This window comes from Streptomyces thermodiastaticus (assembly GCF_014656135.1).
Taxonomy (GTDB): domain Bacteria; phylum Actinomycetota; class Actinomycetes; order Streptomycetales; family Streptomycetaceae; genus Streptomyces; species Streptomyces thermodiastaticus.
The window spans coordinates 1-13,436 of sequence record NZ_BNBV01000010.1 but is presented as its reverse complement, the minus strand read 5'-3'; the positions used below and the strand labels follow the sequence as shown (position 1 = coordinate 13,436).

Genomic DNA, 13,436 nt, shown 5'->3' with positions numbered 1-13,436 from the left:
CACGACTTGTGAAGGGACCTTCGTGACCATCGACCTCGCCGCGTTCCCGCACGACTTCCTCTGGGGCACGGCAACCTCCGCCTACCAGATCGAGGGTGCCGTCGCCGAGGACGGCCGCTCGCCGTCCATCTGGGACACCTTCTCCCACACCCCCGGCACGATCGACAACGGCGACACCGGCGACGTCGCCTGCGACCACTACCACCGCTGGCGCGAGGACATCGGCCTGATGCGCCGTCTCGGCACCAACGCCTACCGGCTGTCCGTCGCCTGGCCGCGGGTCCTGCCCGACGGCGACGGCCAGGTCAACCCCAAGGGGCTGGACTTCTACGACCAGCTGATCGACGCCCTGCTGGACGCCGGCATCACCCCGTTCGTCACCCTCTACCACTGGGACCTGCCGCAGGTGCTGCAGGACCGGGGCGGCTGGCCCGAACGCGCCACCGCCGAGGCGTTCGCGCACTACGCCTCGGTCGTCGCCGGACGCCTCGGCGACCGCGTCACCCACTGGGCCACCCTCAACGAGCCGCTGTGCTCGGCCTGGATCGGCCACCTGGAGGGCAAGATGGCCCCCGGCCTGACCGACCTGACCGCCGCCGTCCGCGCCTCCTACCACCTGCTGCTCGGCCACGGCCTGGGGGTCCAGGCGGTCCGCGCCGCCGTCCCCGGCGCCGAGGTGGGTCTCGTCGTCAACCTCTCCCCGGTCCGTCCCGCCACCGACCGTCCCGAGGACGTGGCGGCGGCCCGCCGGCAGGACGGGCACGTCAACCGCTGGTGGCTGGACCCGGTGCACGGCCGGGGCTTCCCCGCCGACATGCGCGAGGTGTACGGCGTCGACCTGCCCGAGCAGCCCGGCGACCTGGACACCATCGCCGCGCCCCTGGACTGGCTCGGCCTCAACTACTACTTCCCGGCCTACATCGCCGACGACCCCGACGGCCCCGCACCCCGGGCCCGCGACGTGCGCCGCGAGGGCGTGCCGCGCACCGCGATGGACTGGGAGATCGACGCCGACGGCATCGAGACCCTGCTGCTGCGCCTCACCCGCGAGTACGGCGCCCGCAAGCTGTACGTCACCGAGAACGGCTCGGCGTTCACGGACACCGTCCGCCCCGACGGCACGATCGACGACCCCGAGCGCCGGCACTACCTGGAGCAGCACGTGGCCGCCTGCGCCTCCGCCGTCCGCCAGGGCGCCCCGCTGGCCGGCTACTTCGCCTGGTCCCTGCTGGACAACTTCGAGTGGGCGTACGGCTACGACAAGCGTTTCGGCCTCGTCCACGTCGACTACGCCACCCAGACCCGCACCGTCAAGGGCAGCGGCCACCGGTACGCGGAGATCGTGCGCGCGCACCGGGAGGCGATCGGACAGGCCGCCTGAGACTCCCCGGTGGGCGCGGACGCGGAAACCCCCGCGCTCACCGGGGCACCAGCCGCCGGCCTCAGCCGGCCTTGCGGGCCACCCCGCCGTAGATCCCGATCGGCGGGGCGTCCCGCGGCGGCTCCTCGGGCCGCCAGTGGGTCACCCGGACCAGGCCCGGGTCCACCAGCGTGAAATCACCGAAGAACTGCGCGATCCGCTCGTGGGAGCGGAGAGTCAAGGGGGCGGTCGCCTCGTTGTAGACGGCCGCCGCGTCCGCACGCCCGTCCGCGTGCACATCACCCGTGGCGTGCGACAGCACCAGACAGGACCCGGCGGGCAGGGCGTCCCGCAGGGTGGCGAGGATGCCGTCCGGGTCGTCGGAGTCGGCGAGGAAGTGCACCACCGCGACCAGCAGCAGCGCGACCGGCCGGTCGAAGTCGATGAGCCGGCGCACCTCCGGATGGGCGAGCAGCTCCTGCGGCTCCCGCAGGTCGGCCAGGACCACGGCGGTGTTGTCCGTGCCGTCCAGCAGTGCCATCGAGTGCGTGCTGACGATCGGGTCGTTGTCCACATAGGCGACCCGGGTCTCGGGCGCGAGCGCGTGCGCGACCTGGTGGACGTTGGGCTCCGTCGGCAGGCCCGTGCCCACGTCGAGGATCTGCCGGATGCCGCACTCGCCGACGACATGGCGCACCGCGCGGATCAGGAAGTCGCGGTTGGCCCGCACCCCCTCGCGCACCTCGGGGGCCTTGGTGATGAACTTCTCGGCCGCCGCCTGGTCGACCTCGTAGTTGTCCTTCCCGCCGAGGAAGTAGTCGTACATGCGCGCCGGGTGCGGCCTGCTCGTGTCGATGCCGTCGGGGCGGACGCGGCTGCCGCCGCTGCCAAGGGAGGTCATGGATGCCTGGCTCCGTCCTGTGTCCACTGCGGTGAGGGCGTGACACGCTGCCGAGCCGCAGGCGGCCCGCCCGGAGCGGCGCACGGCCCGGCCCCCGCCCGGGGCACCGGTCGCCCGGGGCTCGGCGGGGGCGCTCGGCACGGGACCTCCTCGGGGCGCTGTGGACACGGGTCGCGACGGCTGGGCAGCGGCACATGTGCCGGAGATCACCGTAATGGACGCAGGCCACCCCGGGCGACGGCCGTGCAGGTCTGCGGCTTTCCTCCGCATCGCACCGGGCGCGGGGCCCTGGAGGCGGGCACAGGGAGGGGCCCGAGGCGGGGAATGTGCGCACTGGGCGGCCCGGTTGACGACGGTATGACCCAGGACACATCTTCGGCCCCCGCTCCCGACGACACCCTGCTCCACCTCCTCGCCCAGGGGCACGACGGCGTGCTGATCACGCTCAAGAAGGACGGCCGGCCCCAGCTGTCGAACGTCGTCCACGCCTGGGACCCGGAGCGCCGCGTCATCCGGATCTCCGTCACCGACGACCGCGCCAAGACCCGCAATCTGCGCCGGGACCCCCGCGCCTCCTACCACGTCACCACCGCCGACCGGCGCGCCTACACGGTCGCCGAGGGCACCGCCGAGCTGTCCCCGGTCGCGGCGGACCCGCACGACGCGACGGTGGAGGAGCTGATCGGCCTCTACCGCGCCGTGCTCGGCGAGCACCCGGACTGGGACGACTTCCGCACCGCCATGGTCCGCGAACGGCGCCTCGTGCTGCGGCTGAACGTCGACCGGGTGTACGGCATCCCGCAGGCACCCGGCGAGAAGAGCTGAGCCCGCTCGCCCGCCCCCGTGGTCGGCCGCCGCACGGCAGGGCGGCGCCTGCACGCCGCGGCCCGGGCCACCGCCGAGGTGGTCCGGGCCGCAGCAAGCCGGTGGTGACACCGCTACGGGCGGGTGTTCCACTCCGCGATCACCGGCCGGTCGTGCTCCGTGGACAGCCGGCTGACCGTGCCCGTCTCCAGCCGGAACAGCCGCCCCTCGACCGGGGGCAGGCCCAGCCAGCGGGCGGTGAGCACCCGCAGGAAGTGGGCGTGCGCCACCAGGACCACGTCGCCGTCGCCCCGGGCGAGGTCCGCGCGGACCCGGGCGAGCACCCGGTCGGCGCGCCGCCCGACCTGCTCGGCCGACTCGCCCGGATGCCCCTGTGGGCCGGGCGGCACCCCGTCGGTCCACAGGTCCCAGCCGGGCCGGTCGCGGTGGATGTCGGCCGTGCTCACACCCTCGTAGCCGCCGTAGTCCCACTCGTGCAGGTCCTCGTCCGGCACCGCACCGGACAGACCCGCCAGCTCGGCGGTGCGCACCGCCCGCGCGAGCGGACTGGTGCGCACCGCGGCAAAGGTGCGCTGCGACAGCAGGGGAGCGAGCGACTTGGCCTGTTCCTCGCCGTGCGGGGTCAACGGAAGGTCGGTGAAGCTGGTGTGCTGTCCCGACAGGCTCCACCGCGTCTCGCCGTGGCGGACCAGCAGCACGTCCCCCACGGCCGGTCAGCCCTTCTTCTCGACCGCGTGGCCGCCGAACTGGTTGCGCAGCGCCGCGACCATCTTCATCTGCGGCGAGTCCTCCTGACGGGAGGCGAACCGCGCGAACAGCGAGGCGGTGATCGCCGGCAGCGGCACGGCGTTGTCGATGGCGGCCTCCACCGTCCACCGGCCCTCACCGGAGTCCTCCGCGTAGCCGCGCAGCTTCTCCAGGTGCTCGTCCTCGTCGAGGGCGTTGACCGCGAGGTCCAGCAGCCAGGAGCGGATGACGGTGCCGCGCTGCCAGGAGCGGAAGATCTCCCGGACGTTGTCGACGCTGTCGACCTTCTCCAGCAGCTCCCAGCCCTCGGCGTAGGCCTGCATCATCGCGTACTCGATGCCGTTGTGGACCATCTTCGCGAAGTGGCCCGCGCCGACCTTGCCGGCGTGGACGAAGCCATAGGGGCCCTCCGGCTTGAGCGCGTCGAAGATGGGCTGGAGCCGCTCGACGTGCTCCTTGTCGCCGCCCACCATGAGCGCGTAGCCGTTCTCCAGGCCCCACACGCCGCCGGAGACACCCGCGTCGACGAAGCCGATGCCGCGGGCGTGCAGCTGCTTGGCGTGCTTGACGTCGTCGGTCCAGCGGGAGTTGCCGCCGTCCACGACGAGATCGCCGGGCTTGAGCAGGGTGGACAGCTGGTCGATGACGTGCTGGGTGGGGCCGCCGGCCGGCACCATGACCCACACCACGCGGGGCTGGGCGAGCTGGTCGACCAGGTCCACCATGCTGGGCACGTCGCTCAGTTCGGGATTGCGGTCGTAGCCGATGACGGTGTGGCCGGCCTTGCGCAGACGCTGGCGCATGTTGCCGCCCATCTTGCCCAGGCCGATCAGGCCCATCTGCATCGCTGCCATGTCAGCTCACTTCCTCAGGGTGCGGTAGGCGGCCACGAGGGCGGCGGTGGAGGGATCCAGGCCGGGCACCTCGGCGCCCTCCGTGAGGGCGGGCTCGACGCGCTTGGCCAGGACCTTGCCCAGTTCGACACCCCACTGGTCGAAGGAGTCGATGTTCCAGACGGCGCCCTGGACGAACACCTTGTGCTCGTACAGCGCGATCAGCTGGCCGAGCACCGACGGGGTCAGCTCGGTCGCCAGGATCGTGGTGGTGGGGTGGTTGCCGTGGAAGGTGCGGTGCGTCACCTGCTCCTCGGCGACCCCCTCGGCCCGCACCTCCTCGGCGGACTTGCCGAAGGCGAGCGCCTGCGTCTGGGCGAAGAAGTTCGCCATGAGCAGGTCGTGCTGCGCGGTGAGGGTGTCGCTCAGCTCGGCCACGGGACGCGCGAACCCGATGAAGTCCGCCGGGATCAGCTTGGTGCCCTGGTGGATGAGCTGGTAGTAGGCGTGCTGGCCGTTGGTGCCCGGCGTGCCCCACACGACCGGACCGGTCTGCCACTGAACCGGGTCGCCCTCGCGCTGCACGGACTTGCCGTTGGACTCCATGTCCAGCTGCTGCAGATAGGCGGTGAACCGCGACAGGTAGTGGCTGTAGGGGAGCACCGCGTGGGTCTGGGCGTCGTGGAAGTTGCCGTACCAGATGCCCAGCAGACCCAGGATCAGCGGGGCGTTGGCCTGAGCCGGGGCGGTGCGGAAGTGCTCGTCGACCAGGCGGAAGCCGTCCAGCATCTCCCGGAAGCGGTCCGGGCCGATGGCGATCATCAGGGACAGGCCGATGGCGGAGTCGTACGAGTAGCGGCCGCCGACCCAGTCCCAGAACTCGAACATGTTCGCGGTGTCGATGCCGAACTCGGTGACCTTCTCCGCGTTCGTCGACAGGGCCACGAAGTGCTTCGCCACGGCCGCCTCGTCGCCGCCGAGCCCGGCCAGCAGCCAGGACCGCGCCGAGGTGGCGTTGGTGATGGTCTCGATCGTGGTGAAGGTCTTCGACGCCACGATGAACAGCGTCTCGGCCGGGTCCAGGTCGCGGGTGGCCTCGTGAAGGTCGGCGCCGTCGACGTTGGAGACGAACCGGACCGTGAGATTCCGGTCGGTGAAGGCCCGCAGCGCCTCGTAGGCCATGGCCGGCCCCAGGTCGGAGCCGCCGATGCCGATGTTCACGACGTTCTTGATGCGCTTGCCGGTGTGGCCGGTCCACTCACCGGACCGCACCCGCCGCGCGAAGTCGCTCATCCTGTCCAGCACGGCGTGCACCTTCGGCACGACGTTCTCGCCGTCGACCTCGATCACCGCGTCCCGCGGGGCGCGCAGCGCGGTGTGCAGCACGGCCCGGTTCTCGGTGATGTTGATCTTCTCGCCGCGGAACATCGCGTCCCGCAGGCCGAACACGTCGGTCGCCGCGGCCAGGTCGCGTAGCAGCCGCAGGGTCTCGTCGGTGACCAGGTTCTTGGAGTAGTCGATGTACAGGTCGCCGACGCGCACCGTGTAGCGCTCGGCGCGGGAGGGGTCCGCCGCGAACAGCTCACGCAGGTGCGGCTGCGGCCGGGAGCGGTGCTCCTCCAGCGCGATCCACTCCGGCCGCTGGGTGAGCTTGGGGGTGTCGGACATGTCAGACGGTCTCCTTGATGGGCTCGCCGCGCAGTGCGACGGCGTACATCTCGTCGGCGTCGAGGCGGCGCAGCTCCTCGGCGATGAGTTCGGAGGTGGGGCGCACCTTCAGCGCGAGCGTACGCGAGGGCTGCCCCGGCAGGGTCAACGTCGCCAGCGGGCCGGCGGGCCGGTCGACGACGATCTCGCCGGCCGCGGTGCCCAGGCGCACGGCGGTCACGAACGGGCCCGGGCTGGGCAGCCGGTCGACCGAGACGCGCAGACGCGCCTCCAGCCAGCGGGCCAGCAGTTCCGCGCTGGGGTTGTCCGGCTCGGCCTCCACGGCCGCGGAGGTCACCTCCATCCGGGCCTGGTCGAGCGCGGCGGCCAGCGTGGACCGCCACAGCGTCAGCCGGGTCCAGGCGAGGTCGGTGTCGCCGGGTGCGTAGGTGCGGGCCCGGGTCTGCAGGACCTGAAGCGGGTGCTCGAAGGCGTACAGGTCGGTGATGCGGCGCTGCGCCAGGGCGCCCAGCGGGTCCTCGGAGGGGTTGTCGGGCGCGTCCACCGGCCACCAGACGACGACCGGCGCGTCCGGCAGCAGCAGCGGCAGCACCACCGAGTCGGCGTGCTCGGAGACGTCGCCGTAGGTGCGCAGCACGACCGTCTCGCCGGTGCCGGCCTCCGAGCCGACCAGCACCTCCGCGTCCAGCCGCGAGTGGGTGCGGTCCCGCAGGGTGCGCGCCTGCCGCTTGATCACCACCAGGGTGCGGGAGGGGTGTTCGCGTGAGGCGTCCTGGGCCGCCTTGATCGAGTCGTAGGCGTTCTCCTCGTCGGTGACGATGACGAGGGTCAGGACCATTCCCACGGCGGGAGTGCCGATGGCGCGGCGGCCCTCGACCAGCGCCTTGTTGATTTTGCTTGCCGTGGTGTCGGTGAGGTCGATCTTCATGGCCTGCGCCAGCTCCGTCCGTCTCGTGCGAGCATCTCGTCGGCTTCCCGCGGACCCCACGTCCCGGCCGCGTACTGGGCGGGACGGTCGTTGGCGTCCCAGAACTGCTCGACCGGGTCGAGGATCTTCCAGGACTCTTCCACTTCCTGGTGACGGGGGAAGAGGTTGGCGTCACCCAGCAGAACGTCCAGGATGAGGCGCTCGTACGCCTCGGGGCTGGACTCGGTGAAGGACTCGCCGTAGGCGAAGTCCATCGTCACGTCCCGGATCTCCATCGAGGTGCCCGGCACCTTCGAGCCGAAGCGGACCGTCATGCCCTCGTCCGGCTGGACGCGGATCACCACGGCGTTCTCGCCCAGCTCCTCGGTGGAGGTGGAGTCGAACGGGGAGTGCGGGGCCCGCTTGAACACCACCGCGATCTCGGTGACCCGGCGGCCCAGCCGCTTGCCGGTGCGCAGGTAGAACGGCACACCCGCCCAGCGGCGATTGTCGATCTCCAGCTTGATCGCCGCGTAGGTGTCGGTCCGGGACGCCGGGTCGATCCCCTTCTCCTGCAGATAGCCGGGGACCTTCTCGCCGCCCTGCCAGCCCTCGGCGTACTGGGCGCGCACCGTGTGGGCACCCAGGTCCTGCGGCAGCCGCACCGACTTGAGCACCTTCAGCTTCTCGGTGAGCAGCGCCTCGGCGTCGAAGGCGATGGGCTCCTCCATGGCGGTGAGCGCCAACAGCTGCAGCAGGTGGTTCTGGATGACGTCCCGGGCGGCGCCGATGCCGTCGTAGTAGCCGGCCCGGCCGCCGATGCCGATGTCCTCGGCCATGGTGATCTGCACATGGTCCACGAAGGACCGGTTCCAGACCGGCTCGAACATCTGGTTGGCGAAGCGCAGCGCCAGGATGTTCTGGACGGTCTCCTTGCCCAGGTAGTGGTCGATGCGGAAGACCTGCTCCGGGTCGAAGACGTCGTGCACGATCCGGTTCAGCTCGCGGGCGCTGGCCAGGTCGTGACCGAAGGGCTTCTCGATGACGGCGCGCCGCCAGGAACCCTCCGGGGCCTGCGCCAGGCCGTGCTTCTTCAGCTGCTGGACGACCTTGGGGAAGAACCGCGGCGGCACCGAGAGGTAGAAGGCGAAGTTGCCGCCCGTCCCGCGGGAGGCGTCCAGCTCCTCGACGGCGCCCTTGAGCTGCTTGAACGCGGTGTCGTCGTCGAAGTCGCCGGGCACGAACCGCATGCCCTCGCTCAGCTGCTGCCAGACCTCCTCGCGGAACGGCGTACGGGCGTGCTCCTTGACCGCCTCGTACACCACCTGGGCGAAGTCCTGGTTCTCCCAGTCGCGCCGGGCGAAACCGACCAGGGAGAAGCCCGGCGGCAGCAGACCCCGGTTGGCCAGGTCGTACACGGCCGGCATCAGCTTCTTGCGGGACAGGTCGCCGGTGACACCGAAGATCACCAGGCCCGACGGCCCAGCGATGCGCGGCAGCCGTCGGTCCGAGGGGTCGCGCAGCGGATTCACCCAGCCGGCGGCCGGAGCCACCGGCACCCGGACCTCGGCGGGCGCGGAAGCGGCCTCGGCCTTCTTGTGCGCGTGCGTCGAGGCCTGCATGGCCTTGGGGCTCGGCTCCTCGGAGCCCACGGCGGCGTCCGGGGACGGGCCGGCGGCCGCGTCCTGCGCCGCCTGCTCGGCGGGCTTGTTGCTCATTCCGCGTCAACTCCCTTGCTGTCCATGGCCTTCGTGACCGCGTCCAGCAGGTCCTGCCAGGCCTTGTCGAACTTGGCGAGGCCCTCGTCCTCCAGCTGCTGGACGACCTCGTCGTAGGAGATCCCCAGCTGCTCGACCGCCGCCAGGTCGGCATGGGCCTGCTCGTAGCCGCCGGTCACCGTGTCCCCGGTGATCTCGCCGTGGTCGGCGGTGGCGTTCAGCGTGGCCTCCGGCATGGTGTTCACCGTGCCGGGCGCGACGAGCCCGTCCACATACAGGGTGTCCTTGTACGCGGGATCCTTCACGCCGGTCGACGCCCACAGCGGGCGCTGCGGACGGGCCCCGGCCGCCGCGAGCCGCGCGAACCGCTCGCCGGGCGCCGTCGCACCGCTCACGGAACCGAACACCTGCTCGTACGCCTCGTAGGCCAGCCGGGCGTTCGCCAGCGCCGCGCGTCCCTTGAGCGCCAGGGCCTCCTCGGTGCCGAGCGCGGTCAGCCGCTTGTCGATCTCGGTGTCGACCCGGGAGACGAAGAACGAGGCCACGGAGTGGATGCCGGACAGGTCCAGGCCGGCCGCACGCGCCTTCTCCAGGCCGGCGAGGTAGGCGTCCATCACCTCGCGGTAGCGCTCCAGGGAGAAGATCAGCGTCACGTTGACACTGATACCCGCCGCCAGCACCTGAGTGATGGCCGGCAGGCCCGCCCGGGTGGCCGGTATCTTGATCATGACGTTGGGGCGGTCCACCAGCCAGGCCAGCTGCTTGGCCTCCGCGACCGTGGCCACGGTGTCGTGCGCCAGACGCGGGTCCACCTCGATGGACACCCGGCCGTCCGTGCCGCCGCTCGCCTCGTACACCGGGCGCAGCACGTCCGCGGCGGCGCGCACATCGGCGGTGGTCATCATGCGGACGGCCTCGTCGACCGTGACCCCGCGCACCGCCAGGTCGGCGAGCTGCTCCTCGTAGCCCTCGCCGGAGCCGATGGCGGCCTGGAAGATCGACGGGTTGGTGGTGACACCCACGACGTTCTTCGTCTCGACCAGCTCGGCGAGGTTGCCCGAGTCGATGCGGCGGCGCGAGAGGTCGTCCAGCCAGATCGACACGCCCTGGTCGGCCAGGCGCTGCAGCGCTCCGGCGGTCGTGGTTGCTTCGGTCACAGTGATCATCTTTCTTGTGTGTGCGGATCAGGCGCGCGCGGCGGCCAGGGATGCGCGGGCCGCGGCGGCGACGTTCTCGGGGGTGAAGCCGAACTCGGCGAAGAGGGTCTTGGCGTCGGCCGAGGCACCGAAGTGCTCCAGGGACACGATCCGGCCGGCGTCGCCCACGTAGCGGTACCAGGTCAGCCCGATGCCGGCCTCCACGGCGACCCGGGCCCGCACCGACGGCGGCAGCACATTCTCGCGGTACTCCTGCGGCTGCTCCTCGAACCACTCCACGGACGGCATCGACACCACCCGGGTGCCGACGCCCTCGCCCTCCAGCAGCTCCCGGGCGGCCACGGCGAGCTGCACCTCGGAACCGGTGGCGATGAGGATCACGTCCGGCTCCGGCGTGGAGGACTCCCGCAGCACGTACCCGCCCCTGGCCGCGTCCGGGTTCGGCGCGTACGTCGGCACACCCTGCCGGGTCAGCGCCAGGCCGTGCGGGGCCGGGTGGGTGGAGTGCCGCTTGAGGATCTCGATCCACGCGATCGCGGTCTCGTTGGCGTCGGCCGGGCGGACGATGTTCAGGCCCGGGATGGCGCGCAGCGAGGCCAGGTGCTCCACCGGCTGGTGGGTGGGGCCGTCCTCGCCCAGGCCGATGGAGTCGTGTGTCCACACGTACGTCACCGGCAGCTGCATCAGGGCCGACAGGCGCACCGCGTTGCGCATGTAGTCGGAGAACACCAGGAAGGTGCCGCCGTAGACGCGGGTGTTGCCGTGCAGGGCGATGCCGTTCATCTCCGCGGCCATGGAGAACTCGCGGATGCCGAAGTGGATGGTGCGCCCGTAGGGGTCGGCGCCGGGCAGCGGGTTGCCCTTCGGCAGGAACGACGACGTCTTGTCGATGGTGGTGTTGTTCGAGCCGGCCAGGTCGGCGGAGCCGCCCCACAGCTCGGGGATCACCGCGCCGAGGGCCTGCAGCACCTTGCCGGAGGCGGCGCGGGTGGCGACCGACTTGCCCTCCTCGAACACCGGGACGGCGTCCTCCCAGCCCTCGGGCAGCTTCCCGGCCAGGACGCGGTCCAGCAGCGCGGCACGCTCGGGCTGGGCGTCGCGCCACTCGGCGAGGCGCTTGTCCCAGGCGGCGTGCGCCTCGGCACCGCGGTCCAGGGCCTTGCGGGTGTGGGCGAGGACCTCGTCCTCCACCTGGAAGGTCCGCTCCGGGTCGAAGCCGAGGACCCGCTTGGTGGCGGCGACCTCCTCCTCGCCGAGCGCGGAGCCGTGCGCGGCCTCGGTGTTCTGCGCGTTCGGGGCCGGCCAGGCGATGATCGTGCGCATCGCGATGATCGACGGGCGTTCCGTCTCGGCCTTGGCGGCCTGCAGCGCCCGGTACAGGGCGTGCACGTCGATGTCGCCGTTCTCGGCCGGCTCGATGCGCTGGGTGTGCCAGCCGTAGGCCGCGTAGCGGGCCAGGACGTCCTCGGAGAAGGCGGTGGCGGTGTCGCCCTCGATGGAGATGTGGTTGTCGTCGTAGAGGAAGACGAGGTTGCCCAGCTTCTGGTGCCCGGCCAGCGAGGACGCCTCCGCGGAGACACCCTCCTCCAGGTCGCCGTCGGAGACGATCGCCCAGATCGTGTGGTCGAACGGCGAGGTGCCCGCCGGGGCGTCCGGGTCGAACAGGCCGCGCTCGTAGCGGGCCGCCATGGCCATGCCCACCGCCATCGCCACGCCCTGGCCCAGCGGACCGGTCGTGGTCTCCACCCCGGCGGTGTGCCCGTACTCGGGGTGACCGGGGGTCTTCGAACCCCAGGTGCGGAACGCCTTGAGATCGTCCAGCTCCAGCTCGTAGCCGGCCAGGTAGAGCTGGGTGTACAGGGTCAGCGAGGTGTGGCCCGGCGAGAGGACGAAGCGGTCACGGCCGCTCCACTCCGGGTCCGCCGGGTCGTGCCGCATGACCTTCTGGAACAGCGTGTACGCGGCCGGGGCCAGGCTCATCGCCGTACCGGGGTGGCCGTTGCCCGCCTTCTGCACGGCGTCGGCCGCCAGCAGACGGGCGGTGTCCACGGCACGCCGGTCGAGGTCCGTCCACTCGAAGCGCTCGGTTGTGTGCTCGCTCATCTTCAAGAAGTCCTCGCAAGAAGGAGGGAATGCTGCCGTACGTCTTCGAACCTAAAAGTCTGACTTTTGAACCGGTAGGTCTCCGTGTGTCAGCCTGTTGTGAAAGTGGGACAGCCTGCGACGGATACACCCACCCCACGGGTGGATGAGACGGTACGAGAGGGACATGACGGACGTAATCACCCAGGGCGGGGCGGGTGCCGAGAGCGAGGACGACGCAGGCGATCAGATCAGAACGTTCCGGTTCCCGGTCGACCTGAGCCTCGCCGGCGTAGGACTGCAGGTGGGCCCCATGGGGAGGGACCACACCTGGCACGCCGAGGCACCGTTGCGCCGAGTCCACCGCATCGACTTCCACGTGGTCATGCTGTTCAGCGAGGGCCCCGTGCGGCACATGATCGACTTCGCCGAGTACGAGGCCGCGGCGGGCGATGTGCTGTGGATCCGCCCCGGACAGGTCCATCGCTTCTCCCGCCCCGACGAGTACCGCGGAACCGTCCTGACCATGCAGCCCGGCTTCCTGCCCCGGGCCACGGTCGAGGCCACCGGCCTGTACCGCTACGACCTGCCGCCCCTGCTCCACCCCGACCCGGCCCAGCGCTCCGCCCTGCAGGCCGCCCTGAACCAGCTGCGCCGCGAGTACGAGGACACCGAGACGCTCCCGCTGAACCTGCACACCACGGTGCTGCGCCACTCGCTCACCGCGTTCCTGGTGCGGCTGTCCCACCTCGCCACCAGCTCCGCCCAGGCGGACCGGCGGCACAACGACACCACCTTCACCCTGTTCCGCGACGCGGTGGAGAAGGGCTTCACCACCAACCACAGCGTCAGCGCCTACGCCGACGCGCTCGGCTACTCCCGCCGCACCCTGGTGCGCGCGGTGCGCGCCGCCACCGGCGAGACCCCCAAGGCGTTCATCGACAAACGGGTCGTGCTGGAGGCCAAGCGCCTGCTCGCGCACACCGATCTGCCCATCGGCCGGGTCGGTGCCGCCGTCGGTTTCCCCGACGCGGCCAACTTCTCCAAGTTCTTCCAGCTGCGCACCGGCCAGACCCCGGTGGCCTTCCGCGCCGAGATGCGCTGAGCGCCCGGCACGCCGTCGCCGGGCACGCCGGGCACGACGAAGGGCCCCGCAAGAGGTTGGGTTCAAGGGGTCGTCGCAACACCACTTGGTTTCAGGTGGTGAGTAGATCACGTAGACGCTCGGCTGGGGTATC

11 protein-coding genes are annotated in these 13,436 nt (G+C 71.4%); 3 read left to right on the top strand and 8 right to left on the bottom strand.

Annotation, left to right across the window (positions count from 1 at the left end; genetic code table 11):
• Positions 1–22: 22 nt before the first annotated feature.
• Positions 23–1,381, top strand: coding sequence for a GH1 family beta-glucosidase (locus IE286_RS11990; RefSeq protein ID WP_189796657.1), 1,359 nt, complete (start codon positions 23–25; stop codon positions 1,379–1,381).
• 61 nt (positions 1,382–1,442) lie between these two features.
• Here IE286_RS11990 and IE286_RS11985 read toward each other — a convergent pair whose 3' ends face one another.
• Positions 1,443–2,261, bottom strand: coding sequence for an SAM-dependent methyltransferase (locus tag IE286_RS11985; RefSeq protein ID WP_189796656.1), 819 nt, complete (start codon positions 2,259–2,261; stop codon positions 1,443–1,445).
• Positions 2,262–2,618: 357 nt separating this feature from the next.
• Between IE286_RS11985 and IE286_RS11980 the strand changes: the two genes are divergently transcribed.
• Entirely contained in the window at positions 2,619–3,086 is a 468-nt protein-coding gene (locus IE286_RS11980) for a PPOX class F420-dependent oxidoreductase (protein ID WP_189796655.1), read from the top strand.
• Between the two features lie 113 nt (positions 3,087–3,199).
• Here IE286_RS11980 and IE286_RS11975 read toward each other — a convergent pair whose 3' ends face one another.
• Genes IE286_RS11975 through tkt form a run of 7 tightly spaced genes read right to left on the bottom strand, consistent with a single transcriptional unit; the run spans position 3,200 to position 12,219 of the window.
• Positions 3,200–3,793: a histidine phosphatase family protein gene (locus tag IE286_RS11975; protein ID WP_189796654.1), complete on the bottom strand. Its 594-nt coding sequence runs from the start codon at positions 3,791–3,793 to the stop codon at positions 3,200–3,202.
• A 6-nt stretch (positions 3,794–3,799) separates the two neighbouring features.
• Positions 3,800–4,678: a phosphogluconate dehydrogenase (NAD(+)-dependent, decarboxylating) gene (gnd, locus tag IE286_RS11970; RefSeq protein ID WP_189796764.1), complete on the bottom strand. Its 879-nt coding sequence runs from the start codon at positions 4,676–4,678 to the stop codon at positions 3,800–3,802.
• Between the two features lie 15 nt (positions 4,679–4,693).
• Positions 4,694–6,334 (bottom strand): glucose-6-phosphate isomerase, encoded by a 1,641-nt coding sequence (pgi, locus tag IE286_RS11965; RefSeq protein ID WP_189796653.1) that lies wholly within the window; start codon positions 6,332–6,334, stop codon positions 4,694–4,696.
• Position 6,335: 1 nt separating this feature from the next.
• A complete protein-coding gene (gene opcA, locus IE286_RS11960; RefSeq protein ID WP_189796652.1) occupies positions 6,336–7,262 on the bottom strand; it encodes a glucose-6-phosphate dehydrogenase assembly protein OpcA in 927 nt (308 codons plus the stop codon).
• Positions 7,259–8,959, bottom strand: a complete 1,701-nt coding sequence (zwf, locus tag IE286_RS11955) for a glucose-6-phosphate dehydrogenase (protein ID WP_189796651.1) — start codon at positions 8,957–8,959, stop codon at positions 7,259–7,261. Before zwf ends, opcA begins: the two co-directional genes overlap by 4 nt.
• Entirely contained in the window at positions 8,956–10,125 is a 1,170-nt protein-coding gene (gene tal / locus IE286_RS11950) for a transaldolase (protein ID WP_189796650.1), read from the bottom strand. Before tal ends, zwf begins: the two co-directional genes overlap by 4 nt.
• An 18-nt stretch (positions 10,126–10,143) precedes the next feature.
• A complete protein-coding gene (gene tkt, locus IE286_RS11945) occupies positions 10,144–12,219 on the bottom strand; it encodes a transketolase (RefSeq protein WP_189796649.1) in 2,076 nt (691 codons plus the stop codon).
• Between the two features lie 166 nt (positions 12,220–12,385).
• Between tkt and IE286_RS11940 the strand changes: the two genes are divergently transcribed.
• Complete coding sequence (locus IE286_RS11940; protein ID WP_189796648.1) at positions 12,386–13,303, top strand: helix-turn-helix domain-containing protein; 918 nt, start codon at positions 12,386–12,388, stop codon at positions 13,301–13,303.
• Positions 13,304–13,436 lie beyond the last annotated feature (133 nt).

What these genes read in the sequence shown, in the direction of transcription:
- pgi (WP_189796653.1), bottom strand. Translation starts at nt 6,334, where the DNA reads ATGTCCGACACCCCCAAGCTCACCCAGCGGCCGGAGTGGATCGCGCTG.
- IE286_RS11980 (WP_189796655.1), top strand. Translation starts at nt 2,619, where the DNA reads ATGACCCAGGACACATCTTCGGCCCCCGCTCCCGACGACACCCTGCTC.
- opcA (WP_189796652.1), bottom strand. Translation starts at nt 7,262, where the DNA reads ATGAAGATCGACCTCACCGACACCACGGCAAGCAAAATCAACAAGGCG.
- zwf (WP_189796651.1), bottom strand. Translation starts at nt 8,959, where the DNA reads ATGAGCAACAAGCCCGCCGAGCAGGCGGCGCAGGACGCGGCCGCCGGC.
- IE286_RS11985 (WP_189796656.1), bottom strand. Translation starts at nt 2,261, where the DNA reads ATGACCTCCCTTGGCAGCGGCGGCAGCCGCGTCCGCCCCGACGGCATC.
- gnd (WP_189796764.1), bottom strand. Translation starts at nt 4,678, where the DNA reads ATGCAGATGGGCCTGATCGGCCTGGGCAAGATGGGCGGCAACATGCGC.
- tkt (WP_189796649.1), bottom strand. Translation starts at nt 12,219, where the DNA reads ATGAGCGAGCACACAACCGAGCGCTTCGAGTGGACGGACCTCGACCGG.
- IE286_RS11940 (WP_189796648.1), top strand. Translation starts at nt 12,386, where the DNA reads ATGACGGACGTAATCACCCAGGGCGGGGCGGGTGCCGAGAGCGAGGAC.
- tal (WP_189796650.1), bottom strand. Translation starts at nt 10,125, where the DNA reads ATGATCACTGTGACCGAAGCAACCACGACCGCCGGAGCGCTGCAGCGC.